Origin of the sequence: Reichenbachiella sp. (assembly GCF_039941815.1) — a bacterium.
Classification (GTDB): domain Bacteria; phylum Bacteroidota; class Bacteroidia; order Cytophagales; family Cyclobacteriaceae; genus Reichenbachiella.
On sequence record NZ_JBDVDW010000065.1, the window covers coordinates 195,526 to 217,369 of the forward strand.

Below are 21,844 nucleotides of genomic sequence, written 5' to 3' on the forward strand. Positions count from 1 at the left end.
TTGTTCAATTCGTGATCATTGACAGCCACCATTCGAAAGTTTTTAAATCTCACTGAGCCTTACCAGCGCCTTGTCTTTGATTACGTTCTGGACTGGACGCCGTTCGATCTTCGACTCCAGCCAGGAGATAATATCAAAGTAAATAAATGCACGTCGCTCGTATGGATCTTTGGTCAATGGGATCAGATTTTCACGCAAAGCGCGGAAGCGTTTGATCAATTCTTCTTGTGTGATATTAGTTTTCAAACGCACCAGAAAGTTGAGGATGTATTTTTGGTAGAGATGTAAATCTTCTTTTTTGAGAAGAAAACGATAAGTAGACCGTACATAATATTCGATCAATTCCATGTTGCCCAGTTCGTAGTGAGCAATCAGATTGAGAATTCTGGCAAATCCATGGATATCCGCACGCAAATCAGCCTCTTTGGAATTGATGATTTTATTTAACCAATATATGGCAGTCAAATAATTGTCATTTCCAAAATACAAACAAGCCGTTTTATAGAATAGAATAACCTTTGAATGCAAATCGATTTGACCGATAAACTGCTCCATACCTGGTTTGATACGTTCCATCAGCTTTACACCCCTTTCAAAATCTCCCATCAAAAACAATCGATTAAACTCGTGCACAAAGGTGTACTTGAGTAGTTTCATTCTAATGTTTTCGTTGAGCTGAGCAGAAGGTAAATTATTAAGCGCTCTGAGCTCACGTGTCGTTGCCTGAAATTCCCGATATTTCAGCATCTTGTTTTGAGCAATCAGCAAATGATTTAGGCTGCCTATGTATGACTCCAGCATAGATTGAATCAATGCCTTATTCTCGTTGAAAAGGTTCACCAGTTTTCTGGCGTAGGAATATCCCTGTTCGAAATCCTGCAGAAAGAAGTAGTAACCAACATAAAGATTGTATAGACTGATTTTCTCACTATTGGAAAGTTCCTCCTCTACGAATACCGGTAAACTTGCAGCAAATACATTTTGAATTTTGTTGTAGTCGCTTTCGTTTCTTATAAATCCGATTTTTTGATAGAGCGATTGTAGTTTCACCTGCAGGTTGGAAAACGAATTGATGTTGTTAATTCGGTTGTTCACTTGTTGCACGTCGGCGATAATTTCGTTTGTACGCTCACGGTTTTCTCGACCCGAAGTATGGAAAAGCACCTGTTTTTCCCATTTCAGTATTTCAAGCTGCATTTCAAGGTTTCCGCTTTTAATGGCTATTTTCTTGACCTTTCGGATCACCTCGGCACATTGTCGGTAGAGTCCTTTGTTAAACAATATCTCTGCATGGTCGATCATGTCGCGAATTTTGATATTAGGCAAAGTATTGGAATTATAATCCCGAAGTGCATTTAGGATTTTAGTATAGAGATGAGCCTTTAAATTGGATAGTTGGGTAGGTTTGAGTGTGGAATCCGTTTCCAGTATTTCCTGATCATTAAAGCTTCGTTGGGCATCAATCAAGGTGAACAAGCGAGATATCTTCTTGTCCTCAGCTCGTGCCATGTGTAATTTGAAGTAGCGTTTTTCACTCTTCTTTAGCGACTTGATCAATTGAAATAAAGCGTCCGATCTTTCCTTAGACATTGTAATTGAAATACGTTTTAAGTGCAAATATGGACAAATAAATAGTGTTAAGCATATTTTAGAAATCGTAATTAAATAAATAATAGGTATTTTTTAGCGAATTGTCGCTAACTAGTTTTGTATCTTAATTAAACAAGAACTATGGACAATCGCATACACATATTCGATACCACACTTCGCGACGGAGAGCAGGTGCCAGGTTGTAGACTGGATACTAAAGGTAAACTTCTGATCGCAGAGCAATTGGAGCACTTAGGTGTTGACATCATAGAAGCAGGATTTCCAATATCCAGCCCTGGTGACTTCGAATCTGTAGTTGAGATATCCAAATTAATAAAAAACACAACTGTGTGTGGCTTGACCCGTGCAGTACAAAAAGATATTGAATGTGCCGCTGAGGCATTGAAGTATGCCAAATTCCCAAGAATACATACAGGAATTGGCACCTCTGATCAGCATGTATTTACAAAAATAAAGACGACCAGAGAAGATATAATTGCTCGAAGCCGACAAGCTGTAAAGTGGGCTAAAAAATATGTCGAGGACGTAGAATTTTATGCTGAAGATGCCGGACGTACTGAAAATGAGTTTTTGGCTCAGGTAATCGAAGCCGCCATAGCAGAAGGCGCTACAGTGGTAAATATCCCTGATACTACGGGCTATTGCCTTCCAGAGGAATACGGAGCTAAGATCAAATACCTGATGGAAAACGTGAAAGGAATTGAGAAAGCTGTCATCTCCACGCACTGTCATAACGATCTCGGTCTTGCTACAGCAAACTCTATTGCCGGTATTCAGAATGGAGCTCGACAAATCGAATGCACTATCAATGGCATTGGAGAAAGAGCTGGTAATACCTCACTAGAGGAAGTGGTCATGATTATGCGCAAGCACAATTGGATGAATACCGATACTGAAGTAAACGCCACACGTCTCAATGCCATGTCTAAGCTCGTAGCAGAAACTATGAGAATGCCTGTGCAACCCAATAAAGCGATTGTAGGAAGCAACGCTTTTGCACACTCATCAGGTATACATCAAGATGGAGTGATAAAAAACCGTGACAATTACGAAATCATAGACCCTACAGAGGTAGGAGTCAATGAGTCTTCAATTGTACTCACAGCCAGAAGTGGTCGAGCGGCTCTCAACTACAGGATAGAAAAGCTAAATGTCAATCTGACCAAAGAAGAATTAGAGAAAGTCTACCACGAATTTTTGAAAGTGGCAGATAAACATGACGTAGTTGAAGATAAGTTGCTCAAAAGTATGCTTAGCGACTACCTGTTGACCAATGTTGAATTGTAAAAAGTGAGAGAAAACAAGGTGGCAAAAACACTATTTGATAAAGTTTGGGATAGCCATGTGGTACACAACGTCGAAGACGGGCCGCAGGTGGTGTATATAGATAGACATTACATTCATGAGGTCACCAGCCCTCAAGCGTTTAATGGATTGCGTAATAGAAATGTTAAAGTATTTCGTCCAAAACAAACTATTGCAACAGCCGACCATAATGTGCCGACCAAAGATCAGCACTTACCGATCAAGGATGCTCTTTCAAAACATCAGGTAGATACTCTGATCAAAAACTGTGATGAATTTGGCGTAGAGCTTTATGGTCTGGGCCATCCATTTCAAGGCATTGTTCATGTCATTGGTCCAGAACTAGGGATCACCCAACCTGGTATGACCATGGTCTGTGGAGATAGCCACACCTCTACACATGGAGCATTTGGTGCTATTGCCTTCGGGATAGGTACTAGCGAAGTAGAGCAGGTACTTGCTACACAATGTATCCTGCAAAACAAACCTAAGAAAATGAAGATCGAAATTAACGGGACACTTAAGCCTGGTGTACTTTCGAAAGACATCATTCTCTACATAATTTCAAAAATATCTACTAGTGGAGGCACAGGTCATTTTGTGGAATTTTGCGGTGACACCATCGAAGCTTTATCCATGGAAGCTCGGATGACCATTTGTAATATGAGTATCGAAATGGGTGCCCGTGGAGGCATGATCGCTCCGGACGAAACTACCTATGAGTACATCAAAGGACGGGAATTCGCACCCAAAGGCGAAGCATTTGATAAGCAGGTTGCAAACTGGAAAAATCTTAAAACACAAGAAGGGGCAGAGTTCGACCTCGAATACTCGTTTGATGCAGCTGACATTGATCCGATGATTACCTATGGTACCAATCCTGGGATGGGAATTGGCATCCATGAGTCAGTACCAAATCCCAACGGAGGTGCTACAGATGGTTTCAAAAAAGCTTTGAAATATATGGGACTGGAAGCGGGACAGAAGTTAATAGGTAAGAAAGTCGATTACGTATTTATCGGTAGCTGTACCAATTCAAGAATAGAAGATCTAAGATTGGTTGCTGACCTTGTCAAAGGACATAAAAAGGCCGATCATATCGAGGCATGGATCGTGCCTGGCTCCAAGCAGGTCGAGCAGCAAGCCAAGGCTGAAGGTCTGGACGTAATCATGAAAGAAGCTGGATTCGAACTCCGCGAGCCAGGATGCTCTGCATGCCTGGCCATGAACGAAGACAAAGTACCAGCAGGTGCCTATTGTGTGTCCACCTCCAACAGAAACTTTGAAGGCCGGCAAGGGCCAGGTGCGCGCACCATGCTTGCTAGTCCGCTTTCAGCGGCGGCCACCGCTATCAACGGTTATATTTCAGACGCTAGAGACTTGATGAACTAATGGAAAAATTCACTAACATAAAATCGAGCGTCTACCCACTGCCAGTGGAAGATATAGATACTGATCAGATTATTCCAGCTAGATTCTTGAAGGCTACTGATCGGAAAGGTTTTGGCGACAATTTTTTTCGTGATTGGCGATATGATAACCAGAATCAGCCCAACCCAGACTTTGTTTTAAACGATTCCAGGTACAGTGGCACCATTTTAGTCGCTGGAAGAAACTTTGGGTGTGGCTCGAGTAGAGAGCATGCAGCATGGGCCATCTATGACTCAGGATTGAAAGTAGTCGTCTCCAGTTTCTTTGCAGACATATTCAAGGGAAATGCGCTCAACAACGGGCTACTTCCAGTGCAGGTATCGGAAGAGTTTCTTCAGAAAATATTTAAAGCTGTCGGAGAGAATCCAAAACAAGAAATAATTGTCGATTTGATCAATCAGACCATTTCGATTGATGGTACCCATGAGTCAGAGGGGTTTGAAATATCTGCCTACAAAAAACATTGTATGACCAATGGATTCGATGATATCGATTTCCTGATCAGCAAAGCGGAAGAGATAAATGAATTTGAAACCAAAGTTCAGATTTTCTAAAAACAAACAAATGAAAAATTCAGCAAGAAGTGCAAGTAACAAAGTGAAAGTGAAAAAGGAGGTGAAAATCGGCATGGACAGCCTCAATAGCCGAGTCTTTTTGGCTTCCTCTCAATGTCTGGGAGAGCGAAGCAATTATCTATTTGCATTTGGTGCAGAAGTTTAAACTAATACGACGAAATAAGTGAAGAAGAATATAGCCATATTATCCGGTGACGGAATTGGGCCCGAGGTCACAGCACAAGCTGTCAAGGTGATTGAAGCGATCGAAGAGGTCTATGGTCATACTTTTAGTAAAAAGGAAGCACTGATAGGCGCAGTGGCCATTGATGAGAGTGGAGATCCCTTTCCCAAAGAGACCGAAGAAGTGTGTAAAGCATCCGACGCGATCTTATTTGGTGCCATTGGAGATCCCAAGTATGACAACGATCCCAACGCCAAAGTCCGACCCGAACAAGGTCTGCTACGCATGAGGAAAAATTTAGGATTGTTTGCCAATATCAGACCCGTAGCGAGTTTTGAAGCCTTGCTATCCCTCTCTCCACTCAAAGAAGATCGAATAAAAGGTGTTGATTTTGTAGTATTCAGAGAACTGACAGGTGGGATATATTTTGGCGAGCCCAGAGGAAGATCCGAAGACGGTAAAGCAGCTTTTGATACCTGCAACTATACCGATGCGGAAATCAGAAGAGTGGCGCATCTGGCCTTTAAGTCAGCTCAAAACCGAAGAAAAAAACTGACGCTGGTAGACAAGGCTAATGTACTGGCCACCTCGCGATTGTGGAGACAAGTGGTGACAGAAATGTCCGCTGAGTATCCCGACGTAGCATTGGATTTTATGTTCGTGGATAATGCCGCCATGCAAATCATTCAGTATCCGGCACATTTTGATGTAGTCCTTACTGAAAATATGTTTGGTGATATCATCACCGATGAGGCATCAGTTATTTCCGGATCACTCGGACTGCTCGCTTCTGCCTCAGTCGGAAATGGCCTTGGGTTGTATGAACCTATACATGGATCTTACCCTCAAGCCGCTGGAAAAAACATCGCCAATCCAATCGGTGCAATACTTTCTGCCGCCATGCTGCTAGAGTATTCGTTCGATCTAATCGAGGAGAGCAACGCCATTAAAATGGCTGTAAATCAGGCCGTCGAGGATGGTTACCTCACAGAGGATTTGAACAAGGAAAATGCAAAATCTACGACAGAAGTAGGTGATAAGATTGCGGCGTTGATACGCACAAACAGCAGTGTGTTAGAGGGTTAGATAAAAAAGTATTAAAAATAGACAAGATTATTAGGATGTTAAAAATGAAATACTCTACCTTTGAAATTCGAAAGAACAGCAAAAATGAAAAACATTATTGTCATAGCATTAGCGATTATTATTGAGGTCACAGTGACCTCAGGTCGGGAATGATATGCAATAGTTTAACAAAATATTCTAAAGCGTCATTCCCCAAAGAGTGACGCTTTTTTTATACCCAAATGTTAACCCAAAAAATGATAACAAATATTGTCCCAGTATTAGCCGTCGTGACTATTGCCATTATTGGTGAGACATGAGAAGGGTATATCAGAACAAAAAAATCTGAAAGCCTTTCTCCAACGAGAAAGGCTTTTTTTATGATAAAACGATTTTAACTAAAGAGACAAAATTATGTACTACAACGAAAATTCGATCCTTTTCCTCGACGGGCAATGGGTAAAAGCATCTGAAGCTAAAGTTGACCTATTTAGCCAAACCATGCACTATGGAAATGGAGTATTCGAAGGCATCCGTTCCTATGCCGGAGCCGCAGGGCCAAATATCTTCAAAGCTAAAGAGCACTTCGAAAGACTAAAGTACTCAGCCGAGAAAATGGGTATAAAATTCAGTCAGTCCGTCGATGAATTAGTCAAAGTCTCTTATGAATTGCTCGATAGAAATGGCCTTACCAACGCCTATATACGACCGTTGATTTATCTCGGCGCTAATATGAAACTGCTCTCATGCGGCGAAGTACATGTGATGATAGCCGCCTGGGACTGGCCTCCTTACCTCGGCGATGAAGCGCTAAAAGTAACTGTGTCCTCCTTCGAAAGGCCAAATCCGAAATCCATACCAGTGGATGCAAAGGTAAGCGGCAACTATACCAATTCGATCATGGCTTCAAATGAGGCAAAAAGAAAAGGATTTGACGAAGCACTCCTGCTCGACTCCGAGGGATATGTAGCAGAAGGATCGGGTCAGAATTTTTTCTTCGTGAAGGACGATGTAATCTATACCCCACCATTGGGAAATATCCTACCAGGGATCACGAGAGCTACCATCATTGAGTATGCTATGGAGCTGGGCCATCCCGTAGTGGAAAAACTTTTTACCCCTGAGGAAATGAAAGGAGCAGAAGTGGCCTTCTTCACAGGTACAGCTACAGAAGTAGCCAGTATCGCTTCGATTGACGATATCGAATTCACTGCCGACTGGAAAGAGACGGTCGCTTATGACCTATTTCTCATGTATCGACAGCGCGTAAGTCATGCTGAGCTCAGTGATTTCACTCTGGTGTAAATAATTAACAAACGAAATAGAATCTATTCAAACTTCAGATGTCATTAAATAAGTACAGTAAAACCATTACGCAGGACCCTTCACAACCCGCATCTCAGGCACAACTTTTTGCAACTGGTCTTTCAGAAGAAGACATGAAAAAAGCACAGGTTGGGATCGTGAGTACAGGATTCGAAGGCAACCCATGCAACATGCACCTCAACATCCTGTCTCACCAGGTGAAAAAGGGTGTACGCGAAGCTGATTTGGTTGGACTGATATTTCACACCATAGGAGTAAGTGATGGAATCTCAAATGGCACTGTCGGTATGAAATATTCCCTGATATCCAGAGATATCATAGCTGACTCTATAGAGACAGTTGTCAACGCACAGTTTTATGATGCTGTAGTCCCGGTAGTAGGTTGCGACAAAAATATGCCGGGGTCTATCATGGCCCTTGGTCGATTAAATAGACCCGGACTCATGGTCTATGGCGGCACCGTGAAGCCAGGCAGATGGAAAGGCAAAGACCTGAATATCGTCTCTGCATTCGAAGCCTATGGTCAAAAATTAGCTGATAATATCTCTGATGAAGACTATGCCGGGATTATTAAAAACTCTGTGCCTGGACCAGGAGCCTGTGGAGGCATGTATACAGCTAATACGATGTCGTCCGCGATAGAAGCTTTAGGCATGAGTTTGCCTGCATCATCGTCTAATCCAGCAGAAAGCGAGGACAAAAAGCAGGAGACTTATCGTGTAGGGCAAGCCGTACGAAACTTGCTAGAGTTAGATCTGAGACCTAAGGACATAATGACCAAGGAAGCATTTGAAAATGCGATTAGAATAATCATGGTGTTAGGAGGCTCGACCAACGCAGTACTTCACCTGATCGCTATGGCGAAATCTGTAGATGTGAAGTTAGGTCTGGATGATTTTCAACGCTTGTCAGACAGCACACCTTTTATCGCTGATTTGAAACCAAGTGGAGAGTACCTCATGGAAGATCTTCATCATGTAGGTGGAGTGCCTGGAGTGATGAAAGCACTACTTCATGAAGGATATCTGCATGCAAACTGCATGACAGTGACTGGAAAAACGATAGCTGAAAATATCGAGCAGGGGCCTTCATTAAAAGACGGTCAGAAAATAATCCGCTCCTTTTCTGAGCCAATAAAAAAATCAGGTCACCTGCAGATCCTGTATGGCAATCTTGCACCGGAAGGAGCTGTAGCTAAAATCACAGGCAAAGAAGGTGAATACTTCGAAGGACCAGCCCGCTGCTACAATGATGAATTTGAGGCCATAGAAGGCATCGGCAAAGAAGTGCAAAAAGGTGAAGTGATCGTCATCAGATACTCAGGACCCAAAGGGGCTCCTGGTATGCCCGAAATGCTAAAACCAACCAGTGCAGTGATGGGTGCAGGACTTGGAAAAGATGTTGCCCTGATTACAGATGGCAGATTCTCCGGTGGATCGCATGGATTTGTGGTAGGTCATGTCACTCCAGAAGCCCAGGAAGGTGGGCCATTGGCCTTTATCAAGGATGGTGACATCATAAGTATTGATGCCACCAAAAACGAAATGAACCTTAAGATTTCAGCAGAAGAAATGGATGTAAGAAAAGCGGCTTGGGCTAAGCCAGCATATAAAGCAGACAAAGGGATCTTAAAGAAATACATCAAACAAGTATCGTCAGCCTCAGAAGGCTGCGTAACTGACGAATGAAACGTGGACAGTCGACCATTAATAAATCGACCAAAGAGTAGCATTGAATGAAACAAGTTAAGGGTGGATTGAAATAATGAAATCCAGAAACTGCATAAAAAAATAAATAATGAACACGTCAACATTAGAAGTAGAGGCTAGACCGAAAACCAACGCTCAACGCATCAGCGGCTCTGAAGCCGTACTGAGATGCCTGTTGGAAGAAGGAGTAGATACCATCTTCGGATATCCTGGTGGGGCAATCATGCCCATCTATGATGAGTTGTATAAATACGTCGAGCAGCTGAATCATATCTTGGTTCGTCATGAGCAAGGCGCCTCTCATGCAGCACAAGGATATGCACGAGTCAATGGCAAGACCGGCGTCTGCTTTGCCACCTCAGGACCAGGTGCTACTAATCTGATCACAGGTATCGCTGACGCGCAAATAGATTCTACTCCTATGGTCGCAATCACCGGACAAGTGGCTTCACACCTGCTGGGCACTGATGCATTTCAAGAGACGGATGTTGTGGGTATATCTATGCCCGTTACCAAATGGAACTATCAGGTGACGAAGGCAGAAGAGATACCCTATGCCATCGCCAGAGCATTCTATATAGCCAATTCAGGTAGACCTGGACCAGTGCTCATCGATATAACAAAGGATGCGCAATTCGAAGAATTCGATTTCGAGTATGAAAAGTGCACGAAAATCAGAAGCTATCACCCTTATCCTGTGATAGAAATGTCCAAGATAGACGAGGCGGCAGCCCTGATCAACCAAGCAAAAAAACCATTGCTTCTAGCAGGACATGGAGTGCTGATTTCTCAGGCGCAAAGCGAATTGTTGGCACTGGTCGAGAAAGCTGATATCCCAGTGGCCTCCACGCTGCTTGGTCTTTCGGCAGTACCTAACAAGCACCCTCAATATGTGGGCATGCTCGGTATGCATGGCAACTATGGACCTAATGTAAAAACGAATGAATGTGATTTGCTTATCGCAATAGGCATGAGATTCGATGATCGGGTGACCGGTGATTTAAAAACTTATGCCAAGCAGGCCAAGGTGATTCATGTCGAGATAGATCCAGCAGAAGTAGACAAAAATGTGAAGACCGATGTAGCCATTGTTTGTGACGCCAAAGCAGCATTGATCGCTTTGAATAAAAAAATCAAAGACAATAGTCATTCAGAGTGGCTGGAAGAATTTAAAGCCTGCGATGTAGTCGAATATGAAAAAGTCGGTGAGGCAGATTTATTCTCTCAGTCGGAGGACATAAAAATGGCTGAAGTGATCAGAGCCATATCAGATAAGTCCAAAGGAGAAGCCGTGTTGGTAACGGATGTAGGTCAGCACCAAATGGTTGCTAGTCGATACTATGATTTTGCAGATACCAGATGTAATGTGACCTCAGGAGGGCTCGGCACGATGGGGTTTGCGCTACCAGCAGCTATGGGAGCCAAGATTGGCAGACCAGACAAGCAAGTGATTGCAGTGATAGGGGACGGTGGATTCCAGATGACCATTCAAGAGCTGGGAACCATTTTCCAGAGCAACATCGGTGTCAAAGTATTGATTTTGAACAACAACTTTTTGGGCATGGTTCGTCAGTGGCAAGAACTGTTTTTCGATAGCAGATACTCCTTTACCGAACTCACTAATCCTGACTTTCAGATGATTACCAAAGGATATGGTATTCCATGCAACAAGGTGACGGATAGAAAAGAATTGGGCGTAGCACTAGATGTCTTTCTAGAGCACGACGGACCATATCTGCTCGAAGTGTGCGTCGAAAAAGAAGGGAATGTATTTCCTATGATACCGACTGGAGCGTCAGTATCGGAGATCAAATTGGAAGCATAAACGATTATAAAAGTGGAAAAACAATATACCATGTCAGTCCTCACAGAGGACAAAGCAGGTTTGCTCAATCATCTGACAATTATCCTGACCAGAAGGAAAATTAATATTGATTCACTCAATGTATCAACCACTGAAGTGAAAGGTATTAGTCGATTTTCAATCGTAGTCACCACGTCCAAGGACAAAGTGGATAACTGTGTGAAGCAGTTTAGGAAATTGATAGATGTACTAGGTGCTTTTGTCTATGAAGAAGACGAAATCTACTATCAGGAAATCGCACTCTACAAAGTGCCAACTTCCGTCTTTCTCAATGGCAACAAAATAGAAACACTAGTAAGAAATAGCGGAGCAAGAATTCTTGTGATAGAAGAAGATCATATCATCATTGAGAAAACCGGACACATCGCTGATACCCACGAACTATATCAAAAACTAGAACCCCTTGGGCTGCTTGAGTTTGTAAGGTCTGGAAGAGTGGCGATTTCAAAATCGAAACGAAAAACGGAAGCTTATATCCGCGAATTGGAAGAGACGAAATCGAATCAATTGAGCATAAAAGATTACTAACAATAAAATATTTTAAAGTACGAATTAACAAACAAGTAAAATGGCAAAGTTAAATTTTGGAGGAGTAGAAGAAAATGTGGTGACCAGAGAAGAATTTCCTCTGGCTAAAGCACTAGATACCATGAAGGATGAGACCATAGCTGTCATCGGCTACGGAGTTCAAGGACCTGGACAAGCACTAAACCTAAAAGAAAATGGATTTAATGTAATTGTGGGTCAAAGAAAAGAATCTAAAACATGGGACAAAGCCATCGCAGATGGATGGGTACCTGGTGAGACTCTATTCGAAATAGAAGAAGCATGTGAGAAGGGGACTGTGATCCAGTACCTGCTATCAGATGCCGCACAAATCAAAATGTGGGATACAGTTAAGAAACACCTGACACCAGGTAAAACTTTGTATTTCTCTCACGGTTTTGGGGTAACATATAAAGATAAGACTGGTATAGTGCCTCCTGCAGATGTAGATGTGATTCTCGTCGCACCTAAAGGATCTGGAACATCACTCAGAAGACTTTTTCTTGAAGGCAGAGGTTTGAACTCTTCTTTCGCAATCTATCAAGATGCTACTGGCAAAGCCAAAGACAAAGTGATTTCTCTAGGTATCGGTGTAGGGTCAGGATATTTGTTTGAAACTGATTTTTATAGAGAAGTATCTTCAGATTTGACTGGAGAGCGAGGCACTCTAATGGGAGCTATCCAGGGAATTTTCAGAGCACAATACGAAGTGTTGAGAGAAAATGGCCACTCTCCATCAGAAGCATTCAATGAGACTGTAGAAGAGGCTACACAATCTCTCTACCCATTGATTGCTGAAAATGGTATGGATTGGATGTTTGCCAACTGCTCTACCACGGCACAAAGAGGTGCACTTGATTGGATGGACCCTTTCTATGAAGCCACCAAGCCAGTATTCGCTAAACTGTACAAATCTGTATTAGACGGCGAAGAAGCACAAAAGTCTATTGACTCTAACTCTCAGCCTGACTATAGAGAAAAGCTGGAAGTAGAATTGAAAGCTTTGGAACAGTCAGAAATGTGGCAAGCCGGAGCAACAGTTAGAAAACTGAGACCAGAAAACGCCTAAGTTGAAACTGGTATTTGATAGTTAGACCTTGGAACCCTCTTTGGGTAACGAGGTCTAACTACTAATTTATTAATACGAACACCCTACTCAATACAGAATCAGAGAAATGCGCCAAGTGCTACTACATGAGGGATCCAACCAGCTCGATTATGAGATCAGAGACATTGTGAAAAAAGCTGAAGCACTTCAAGCCTTCGGCCACAAAATCTATTGGGAAAATATCGGTGACCCGATATTGAAACATGCGGTGGTGCCTTCTTGGATCAAAGAAATATTGACAGGTCTGGTCAATGAAAACTCGACCTATGGCTACTGTCATTCCAAAGGTGTATTAGAAACAAGAAACTATCTAGCCCAAAAAAACAATCTAAAAGGAGGCGTGCAGATCACTGCAGATGATGTGCTATTTTTCAATGGACTCGGAGATGCTATAGGCAAACTCTACCAGTTTTTGAATTCCTACTCAAGAGTGATAGGGCCATCGCCAGCATACTCCACCCACTCTGCATTGGAAGCCGCACATTCCAACAAAGAACCTCTGACTTATAATCTGGATCCTGAAAATTTTTGGTACCCAGACCTCAACGACCTGCGACTCAAGGTGAAATATAATCCCAATATCGTAGGCATCCTGATCATCAATCCCGACAACCCAACGGGTATGGTCTATCCAGAAGAGTATCTGGAAGAGATAGTGGAGATAGCCAGAGCGTACAATTTATTTATTGTCAGCGATGAAATCTATACAAACATCATATACAACGACACCAAAACAAAATCCCTTGCGGAAGTACTGGGAGACGTTCCTGGAATTGCTTTAAAGGGAATTTCAAAAGATTGCCCATGGCCTGGTAGCCGATGTGGTTGGATGGAATTCTACAACAGAGAAGCAGATCAGGAATTCAACAAATACTGTGCTACCTTAGAAAATGCCAAAATGGTAGAAGTATGTTCTACAACCCTTCCGCAAAAGGCCTTGCCGCTGATTCAAGAGCATCCCAACTATCAGCCCTATCTGGCTCAGCGTAGAGCGGACATTGCAGAGCGCAGTGAGATTATATCACAATATCTGAACGACATTCCCTACGTCACATTTAATAAAACTAATGGCGCCTTCTACAATACTATTGTATTCAAAGAAGGGATTTTGAATCAAAATCAAGACCTCCGTATAGATGACCCATCCGTGAAAAAGCTGGCCGATTCTTGGGTTGAGAAAGTAGGTGAGCCAGACAAGCGCTTTGTTTATTACCTACTGGCCGCCAAGGGAGTATGTGTGGTGCCCCTGTCCTCTTTTCAGTCCGAACTTAGAGGATTTAGAATCACTCTACTTGAAGAAAACAAAGAAGTGTTGCACGAGACTTTCAGCAAAATAGCAGATGCGATCAATGAATTTTGTACCTCCGACGTGAAAGAAGAAGTAGAGGCCTAAGCGGTAGACCTAAGAGATAGAATTATGGAAGCAGTAGAAACAGAATTAAAAGCACCCACCTATGCCGGTATACAAGCCGCTAAGGTCAAGCTAAATAACGTTGTAATCCGAACTCCGCTCGTGAAAAACCTGAATTTTTCTGAGCAGTTTCAGGCAGAAATTGTACTGAAGAGAGAAGACCTACAGGCCGTTCGCTCCTATAAGATACGCGGCGCTTACAACAAGATTTCCAGCCTCGACGAAAAAGAAAGCAAGAATGGCATTGTCTGCGCCAGTGCTGGTAATCATGCCCAGGGTGTGGCCTACTCCTGCCAGATGCTGGGTATTCAAGGCACGATATTTATGCCCAACGTTACACCCAAGCAAAAAATCAGTCAAGTGAAAATGTTTGGCAAAGACATGGTAGAAGTTGTGCTCACCGGAGACACCTTCGATGATGCCTATGCTGAGGCTATGCAATATTGTACCGCCAATCACGCCACCTTTGTGCACCCCTTTGACGATGAAAAAGTCATAGAAGGCCAGGGTACAGTAGCCCTTGAAATATTAGAAGAGTCCGACGGCCCAATAGATTACCTGATTGTACCAATCGGAGGCGGAGGACTCGCATCAGGAGCCATTACTGCATTCAAGGCGCTATCACCCAACACCAAGATCATCGGTGTAGAGCCGATGGGAGCACCTGCTATGAAAGAGTCCATCAGTGCCAGAGACAATCTGGTACTGTCACAAATAGATACCTTCATCGATGGAGCTGCGGTCAAGCAGGTAGGATCAAAAACACTGGCGATCTGCAAAGAAGGATTGGATGACATCATACTAGTGCCAGAAGGCAAGGTATGCACCATGATTTTGCAGCTCTATAATCAGGAAGCCATAGTGGTAGAGCCTGCTGGTGCACTGAGCTTGGCTGCTTTGGACTATTACAAGGAAAAGATAAAAAACAAACGTGTGGTCTGCGTCGTCAGCGGCAGCAACAATGACATCACCCGGACCGAAGAAATCAAAGAGAGATCATTGCTCTATGAAGGAATCAAGCACTATTTTATCATCAGATTTCCACAACGCGCAGGAGCCCTCAGAGAATTTTTGGGAGAAGTGCTAGGGCCAGGCGATGACATTGTTCATTTTGAATACTCGAAGAAAAATAGTCGCGAACAAGGCCCTGCACTCATTGGTATCGAATTACAAAATAAAGACAGCCTGCATGATCTCTTTGGAAGATTGAAAACCAAAGGTTTTGCCTTTGAATACCTAAATGAGAAGCAAGATCTCATGCAATATCTGGTCTAAAAATATGATTAGTAAGAGATTCATTCTATTAGATAGGAAATGCATCATATAATTCTGATCCAGAGCATAGTTTGTAGTGTGCAATAGATTGGTAATAACTTAAATAAACTGGAATGAAGTCAATGACTTTATTCTATAATCTGAAAACAAAGGAAATAATGAAAGTGTTGAAATTTGGAGGTACATCCGTAGGTACCCCGGATAATTTGAGAATGGTAAGAGATATTTTATCAGCTGGGAAAAAGGAAAAACAGGTATGTGTTGTATCAGCCTTTGGTGGTGTGACCAATCTACTGCATGAATGCAGCGACATGGCTGCATCCGGCGATGAATCCTATCAGCAGCTGCTTGAAAAGATAGAAGCCAGACATCTGGAAACCGTCAAAGAGTTACTTCCCGTAAAAAACCAATCCGGAACGCTGAGTACAACCAAGATCCTTTTGAATGATCTGGAAGATATCATGAAAGGGATTTTTCTGATCGGAGAACTTTCACCCAGATCTCTGGACCGCGTACTGAGCATGGGCGAGACACTATCGTCCACCATCATAGTCGACTTTTTAAACTCAGAAGGTATCACTACCGCATGGGGAGATACCGGCTCCATGATAAAAACAGACAGTAATTTCAACAACGCAATCGTTGATTTTTCTGTCACAGACCAAAACATCAAAGACTTTTTTGAGAACTCGGTGGATCTGGTGATTTGCCCAGGATTTGTATCATCTAACAGCCAAAACGTAACCACCACACTAGGAAGGGGTGGATCGGATTATACTGCAGCTATTCTTGCAGCCGCATTAGACGCAGATACCTTCGAAATATGGACAGACGTGAGCGGCATGATGACGTCCGATCCTCGCGCTGTGTCTTCGGCCCATCCGATAGAAAAGATCTCCTATCAGGAAGCCATGGAACTTTCGCACTTTGGTGCAAAGGTCATCTATCCGCCCACCATTCAGCCGGCGCTAAACAAGAATATTCCTATAAAAATCAAAAACACCTTCAAACCCGAAGATGCCGGTACCACTATCAGCGCTGACTCTAATGGCTCCAAGCAATTCGTAAAGGGGCTGTCGAGTGTCAAGAATATAGCACTCCTCAATTTGTCTGGTAGCGGAATGATAGGTATTCCTAAATTTTCATTTCGCCTATTCAAAGCACTTTCAGAAGCCAAAGTCAACGTCATAATAATCACACAAGCCTCCTCTGAGCACTCTATATGTGTAGGAATAGATGCTAATGATGTTGCGGCAAGCAAGGAAGCCATTGAAGAAGAATTTCAATTTGAGCTTAGTCTACATAAGGTAAATCCGCTGGAAGTAGAAGAAGGACTAGCTATCGTAGCTCTGGTAGGAGACCGCATGAGAGATCATGTAGGCATCAGCGGTCAGATGTTTGCCTCACTAGGCGAAAACGGTGTGAATATCAAAGCGATTGCCCAAGGCTCATCCGAAAGAAACATCACCGTGGTGATAGAAGAGCGACATTTAAGAAAATCACTCAACGTGCTGCATGAAAGCTTCTTTTTGTCAGAAAGGAAACGCCTCAACCTATTTCTTGTTGGCATCGGCAACGTAGGCGGTACACTAATCAAACAAATAGCCGAGCAGCGCGAATATCTCAGTGAAAATGAACGCGTCGATTTACGCATAGTAGGAATTGCGAATAGCAAAAAGATGTATTTTGACGAGGACGGTATTGATCTCACCCAGTGGAAAGAGTTGCTTACCGGAAGCGATCAGGATATGGACAATCAAGGCTTTATCCAATCGATCCAGGATATGAATCTCCGAAATAGTGTGTTTGTGGACAACACTGCGAGTGAAGAAATCGCAGGTCTGTACAACGATATTTTGAGTAAAAATATCTCTGTAGTCACACCCAACAAGATTGCCTGCTCGTCGTCTTATGAAAAATATCAAGAACTAAAGAATACCGCAAGAGAATTCAAATCGAAGTTTTATTATGAAACTAACGTAGGAGCAGGATTACCTGTGATCACTACACTCAGTGATCTCATCAAGAGCGGGGACAAAATACGACGAATTGAAGCCGTGCTATCTGGCAGCCTTAATTTCATCTTCAATAATTTTAAGGCGGGCGCCAACTTTGCAGATGTAGTCAGGCAAGCCGGCAAAGAAGGATATACCGAGCCAGACCCGACGATAGATCTGAGCGGAGTAGACGTCATGCGCAAAATTTTGATCTTGATTCGGGAGTCAGGCATCAAGGCAGAGCTCTCAGATATCAAGAGCGACCCTTTTGTGCCTGCGGACTGCATGGCAGCCACTGATGTAGAAGATTTTTACTCTCGACTTGAGAATCACAATGAGCATTTCCAGACTTTATTGAGCAATGCTGATAAGAAAGGCGCCAGACTAAAAGTGGTCGCTTCGTATGAAAACGGTAAAGCTTCTGTCGGTCTGAGGGAAATAAGCAAAGATCACCCTTTCTATATCCTGGAAGGCAGCGACAACATCGTCCTGTTCAATACCAGCAGATACGAGCATCAGCCACTCGTAATTAAGGGCGCAGGGGCTGGAGCTGCTGTAACAGCTATGGGAATTTTTGCCGATATTATGCGAATCGCAAACAGCTAGATATGTCTGATATGATAAAGGTATTTTCTCCGTCGACCGTTGCCAATGTAGGCTGCGGATACGACGTGCTTGGGTTTGCCCTTGACGGAATAGGAGAGGAGATGATCGTTTCTAAGCGAGAAGATGGTCAATTGGTGATCGATGAGATCATTGGCTTTGACCTTCCAAAAGACCCAAAAGTTAATACAGCCACCGTAGCAGCCCAGGCACTGCTCGATGATGCAGGAAGCAAGCAAGGGTTTTCATTCACTATCACCAAGACCATCAATCCTGGTAGTGGCATGGGAACCAGCGCCTCTAGCTCAGCGGGAGCCGTATTCGCGGTCAACGAATTACTCGGCAGACCCTTTACTGTGGACCAACTGGTCACCTTTGCCATGGAAGGCGAAAAAGCAGTATCGAAAAAAGCCCATGCAGATAACGTAGCCCCAAATCTACTGGGAGGATTTACGCTGGTCAGAAGCTATGAGCCATTAGATATACTTACGCTACCGGTGCCAGATGAGCTCTGGGTCACTTTGGTCCACCCACAAGTAGAGGTGAAGACCACTGACGCTAAGAAAATTCTGAAAAAACAGGTTGACCTGGCAGTTGCCGTACAACAATGGGGAAATGTAGGTGGATTGGTTTCTGGATTGTATGAATCAGACTACGACCTTATTGGAAGATCGATGGTGGATGTGATTGTCGAGCCTATAAGAAAAATATTGATCCCATTATACGACGAAGTCAAAGCGCAAGCCATAGCCGAAGGTGCATTGGGATGTAGTATAGCAGGCTCCGGGCCTTCCATCTTTGCTTTTAGTCGTGGAGAGGAGACTGCCTCAAGGATCAAAAGCTTAATGCAGTCTCGCTATGATGAAGCAGGAGTATTGGCCTATACCTATAGGTCCCGTATTGGAAAATCAGGGGTGCGTGAGATTAAATGATCAGCTATGATATATATAACACAACTCATATTTGTAAAAGAAGGTAAGGAATCGGTTTTTCAAGAATTTGAGAGCCATGTAATCCCAATCATGCAAGCCTATTCCGGTAGGATGGTTTATCGCGTGAGACCTAGCCAAGAAGCTTTTGTCGACGGCGATGAAGAGAAGCCATACGAAATTCATATTGTGAGTTTTGAATCCGAAGAAAAACTACAGGAATTTCTAAAGGATGACACCAGAATGAGATTCAAACACCTGAAAGACGAGTCAGTTCGTGCAATACTGATGTTCAAGGGGAAGAAATTTTAATCAAATCAGTTCAAATAGAGTTGATAAGCAATAAAATCAATGAAATATTATAGTACCAATAAGCAAGTAGCAGAAGTCAGTTTTGAAACAGCCATTTTTCAAGGGTTGCCAGACGATAACGGTCTTTATATGCCCAAGACCATCCAACAGCTACCTGCGGAGTTTTTTGAAAATATCCATCAAATGAGCCTGCACGAAATTGCCTATCAGGTGGCTTCAAGGTTTATAGAAGATGAGATCCCCGAAGCAGAGCTTAGAAGGATAGTAGAAGACACCTTAGGCTTTGAGCTACCCCTCGTTGAGATCGAAGAAGGTATCCATGCACTGGAATTGTACCATGGCCCCACCTGCGCATTTAAAGATGTTGGCGCCAGATTTCTTGCTAGATGCCTGAGCTACTTCTCGCGACAAAGTGAGAAAGAAGCCACCATCTTAGTAGCCACCTCAGGCGATACTGGTAGTGCTGTAGCCAGCGGATTTTTGGGTATGAAAAACATCAAAGTAGTCATACTCTACCCAAAAGGGAAGATCAGCAAGATCCAAGAACAACAGCTGACCACTCTGGGTGAAAATATTACTGCCTGCGAAGTAGAGGGCACCTTCGATGATTGTCAGAAGCTTGTCAAGGAAGCCTTTCTCAATCTTGAATTGAAGAAAAAATACAATTTGACCTCAGCCAATTCCATTAATATGGCGCGATTGATCCCACAGTCCTTCTACTACTTTTGGACCTATGCAAAGCTGGGAAAGGACAAGGATCTCATTATCTCCGTACCAAGCGGCAACTATGGAAACCTTACAGCAGGGCTCCTCGCAAAGAAAATGGGATTGCCAATCAAAAAATTCGTTGCCGCCGCCAATGCCAACGATATCGTGCCATCGTTTTTGAAATCAGGACAATTCGAGCCACGCAGATCCGTGGAGACCATATCCAATGCCATGGATGTAGGAAATCCAAGCAATTTCTATCGTATGAATGATCTTTTTGAAGGTTCGGTAGAGGAGTTTCGATCAATGATAGCTGGCTGCTCTTATACCGATGAGCAAACTAGTGACTGTATAAAAAAGGTATACGACGACACTGGATATCTGCTTGACCCACATGGTGCAGTAGGCTATTTGGGTTTGAAAGCATATTTGTCCGAGCAGGAAACTGTAGGCGTGTTTTTAGAGACCGCTCATCCGGCTAAATTTTATGACGTAGTAGAGCCTATTATTGGCCAGCAGGTAGAGATACCCAAACGATTGCAGGACTATATAGACCGAGAAAAAGTAGCGATAGAACTTGACCCTACTTTAGAGCAATTAGAGAACGTACTTCAGGCCTTAGCAGGAAAATAGGCTGGTTGACCTACGTATTCTTCATTTCTGCCAAGCTCTTTTAGCATATGGAAATGACTTGCTACCGCATCGCCAAAAGTATCCACAGCATAATAAGGAATACCAAACTCACTGGTAGTCTGCTGTACGATGGGTGCAAGCTGCGGGTAGTGTACATGACAGACATCTGGGAAAAGATGGTGTTCGATCTGAAAATTCAAACCACCAACCAGCCAGCTCAGTACTTTGTCATTCATACCGTAGTTGCAAGTCGTAAGTAGCTGATGTGCCGTCCAGCTGTGGTCTACCTCTTCGCCTTCTACTTTGTAGAAAGCTGCTGAAGGCACCACGTGAGCCGTTTGAAAAATCATGGCCAGCATGATGCCAGTCACACCGCTAGACACCAAAATCATTACCATTGTCATCCATGCAGGGATTGGAATCAGCCACATAGGTACAGCCACTAGAAACACATAGTAGAACATTTTTCTGAGCACTATAGCTGCAAATTCTTTTCTGAACTCTGCTCCAGGCTTAATTAGCTTCATTTTCTTGTAGTCGAATGCCTTCAAAAAGTCCTTGGTGGTAAGCCACTCCAACAATGGAACGCAGTAAAACAGGGGCGCATAAATATGCTGAAACCTATGAAACCATTTTTTTGGCTGGTTCCGTGAAAAACGGAAAACAATTCTTGGTAGGATATCTTCGTCAGTATCCTCGATATTAGTATACGTATGATGTAGCACGTTGTGTTGAATCTTCCAAATCAACGAATCCACGCCGATCAGCATAGCAGATAGACCCATCCAAAAATTGACTGTCTTACTTTTGGAGTACGATCCATGCAATGAATCATGCATTACAGCAGTGCCAATAAATGCTTTGCCCAAGCCCATGATCACCCAGAGGGAAAGTAATACTGGAATGCTGGTAATTCCACCAAATATGAGAATGAAATAAGGCGTAAGATACCAGGTGAATAGGCAAATAGACTTGATTACCATTTTTGAATTGGCGTCCCTATTCAGGCCGTTCTCCTGAAAGTAGGCATTGACTCTGGATTTTAAAGTGGCTGTAAATTCAAGATCTTGTTTTTTGGAGAATTTGTACCGGATCATAATGAATGATTGTCTTTTGAATGATGCTAAATGACAACGCAAAAAAAACATTCAAATTTGAAACCTCTGAATACATTTTTCGTTAGCCAAGCCCCAAAAGTAAAGAGATTTAGCCGATCTACCTAATCCCAAATGTGCGCCCCAGACCGCTGAGCTGCTTAATTACCCACAAGAAT

Annotated in this window: 18 protein-coding genes; 16 read left to right on the top strand and 2 right to left on the bottom strand. The window is 43.1% G+C overall.

Annotation, left to right across the window (positions count from 1 at the left end; all coding sequences use genetic code 11):
* Nucleotides 1-42: 42 nt before the first annotated feature.
* On the bottom strand, nucleotides 43-1,590 hold the full coding sequence (locus tag ABJF11_RS18030; RefSeq protein ID WP_348121539.1) for a hypothetical protein: 1,548 nt from the start codon (nucleotides 1,588-1,590) through the stop codon (nucleotides 43-45).
* A gap of 141 nt (nucleotides 1,591-1,731) precedes the next feature.
* Between ABJF11_RS18030 and ABJF11_RS18035 the strand changes: the two genes are divergently transcribed.
* The 16 genes from ABJF11_RS18035 to thrC all read left to right on the top strand — a co-directional run bounded on the left by ABJF11_RS18035 (nucleotide 1,732) and on the right by thrC (nucleotide 20,571).
* A complete protein-coding gene (locus ABJF11_RS18035; protein WP_348121540.1) occupies nucleotides 1,732-2,898 on the top strand; it encodes a 2-isopropylmalate synthase in 1,167 nt (388 codons plus the stop codon).
* Nucleotides 2,899-2,916: 18 nt separating this feature from the next.
* Nucleotides 2,917-4,308 (top strand): 3-isopropylmalate dehydratase large subunit, encoded by a 1,392-nt coding sequence (gene leuC / locus ABJF11_RS18040; protein WP_348121992.1) that lies wholly within the window; start codon nucleotides 2,917-2,919, stop codon nucleotides 4,306-4,308.
* Entirely contained in the window at nucleotides 4,308-4,901 is a 594-nt protein-coding gene (gene leuD / locus ABJF11_RS18045; protein ID WP_348121542.1) for a 3-isopropylmalate dehydratase small subunit, read from the top strand. The genes leuC and leuD overlap by 1 nt, the downstream gene beginning before the upstream one ends.
* Nucleotides 4,902-4,911: 10 nt before the next feature.
* The gene (locus ABJF11_RS18050) at nucleotides 4,912-5,067 is read left to right on the top strand and encodes a hypothetical protein (protein ID WP_348121544.1); all 156 of its coding nucleotides are present in this window, start codon (nucleotides 4,912-4,914) and stop codon (nucleotides 5,065-5,067) included.
* A gap of 18 nt (nucleotides 5,068-5,085) precedes the next feature.
* Entirely contained in the window at nucleotides 5,086-6,171 is a 1,086-nt protein-coding gene (gene leuB, locus ABJF11_RS18055; protein ID WP_348121545.1) for a 3-isopropylmalate dehydrogenase, read from the top strand.
* Nucleotides 6,172-6,564: 393 nt separating this feature from the next.
* Complete coding sequence (locus ABJF11_RS18060; RefSeq protein ID WP_348121547.1) at nucleotides 6,565-7,455, top strand: branched-chain amino acid transaminase; 891 nt, start codon at nucleotides 6,565-6,567, stop codon at nucleotides 7,453-7,455.
* 38 nt (nucleotides 7,456-7,493) lie between these two features.
* Nucleotides 7,494-9,164 (top strand): dihydroxy-acid dehydratase, encoded by a 1,671-nt coding sequence (gene ilvD, locus ABJF11_RS18065; RefSeq protein ID WP_348121548.1) that lies wholly within the window; start codon nucleotides 7,494-7,496, stop codon nucleotides 9,162-9,164.
* A 109-nt stretch (nucleotides 9,165-9,273) separates the two neighbouring features.
* A complete protein-coding gene (ilvB, locus tag ABJF11_RS18070; protein ID WP_348121549.1) occupies nucleotides 9,274-11,010 on the top strand; it encodes a biosynthetic-type acetolactate synthase large subunit in 1,737 nt (578 codons plus the stop codon).
* 30 nt (nucleotides 11,011-11,040) lie between these two features.
* Nucleotides 11,041-11,577, top strand: coding sequence for an acetolactate synthase small subunit (gene ilvN, locus ABJF11_RS18075; protein ID WP_348121550.1), 537 nt, complete (start codon nucleotides 11,041-11,043; stop codon nucleotides 11,575-11,577).
* A gap of 40 nt (nucleotides 11,578-11,617) precedes the next feature.
* A complete protein-coding gene (ilvC, locus tag ABJF11_RS18080; protein ID WP_348121551.1) occupies nucleotides 11,618-12,664 on the top strand; it encodes a ketol-acid reductoisomerase in 1,047 nt (348 codons plus the stop codon).
* A gap of 106 nt (nucleotides 12,665-12,770) precedes the next feature.
* Nucleotides 12,771-14,096, top strand: a complete 1,326-nt coding sequence (locus ABJF11_RS18085) for a pyridoxal phosphate-dependent aminotransferase (protein ID WP_348121552.1) — start codon at nucleotides 12,771-12,773, stop codon at nucleotides 14,094-14,096.
* A 24-nt stretch (nucleotides 14,097-14,120) separates the two neighbouring features.
* Nucleotides 14,121-15,389, top strand: a complete 1,269-nt coding sequence (ilvA, locus tag ABJF11_RS18090; RefSeq protein WP_348121553.1) for a threonine ammonia-lyase IlvA — start codon at nucleotides 14,121-14,123, stop codon at nucleotides 15,387-15,389.
* A 113-nt stretch (nucleotides 15,390-15,502) separates the two neighbouring features.
* Complete coding sequence (gene thrA / locus ABJF11_RS18095; RefSeq protein ID WP_348121554.1) at nucleotides 15,503-17,992, top strand: bifunctional aspartate kinase/homoserine dehydrogenase I; 2,490 nt, start codon at nucleotides 15,503-15,505, stop codon at nucleotides 17,990-17,992.
* 11 nt (nucleotides 17,993-18,003) lie between these two features.
* Nucleotides 18,004-18,921: a homoserine kinase gene (locus tag ABJF11_RS18100; RefSeq protein WP_348121555.1), complete on the top strand. Its 918-nt coding sequence runs from the start codon at nucleotides 18,004-18,006 to the stop codon at nucleotides 18,919-18,921.
* Nucleotides 18,922-18,927: 6 nt separating this feature from the next.
* Nucleotides 18,928-19,230, top strand: coding sequence for a DUF1330 domain-containing protein (locus ABJF11_RS18105; protein ID WP_348121556.1), 303 nt, complete (start codon nucleotides 18,928-18,930; stop codon nucleotides 19,228-19,230).
* Between the two features lie 39 nt (nucleotides 19,231-19,269).
* Nucleotides 19,270-20,571: a threonine synthase gene (thrC, locus tag ABJF11_RS18110; RefSeq protein WP_348121557.1), complete on the top strand. Its 1,302-nt coding sequence runs from the start codon at nucleotides 19,270-19,272 to the stop codon at nucleotides 20,569-20,571.
* Here thrC and ABJF11_RS18115 read toward each other — a convergent pair.
* Nucleotides 20,550-21,668, bottom strand: a complete 1,119-nt coding sequence (locus ABJF11_RS18115) for an acyl-CoA desaturase (RefSeq protein ID WP_348121559.1) — start codon at nucleotides 21,666-21,668, stop codon at nucleotides 20,550-20,552. The two genes, thrC and ABJF11_RS18115, sit on opposite strands and share 22 nt — an antisense overlap.
* Nucleotides 21,669-21,844 lie beyond the last annotated feature (176 nt).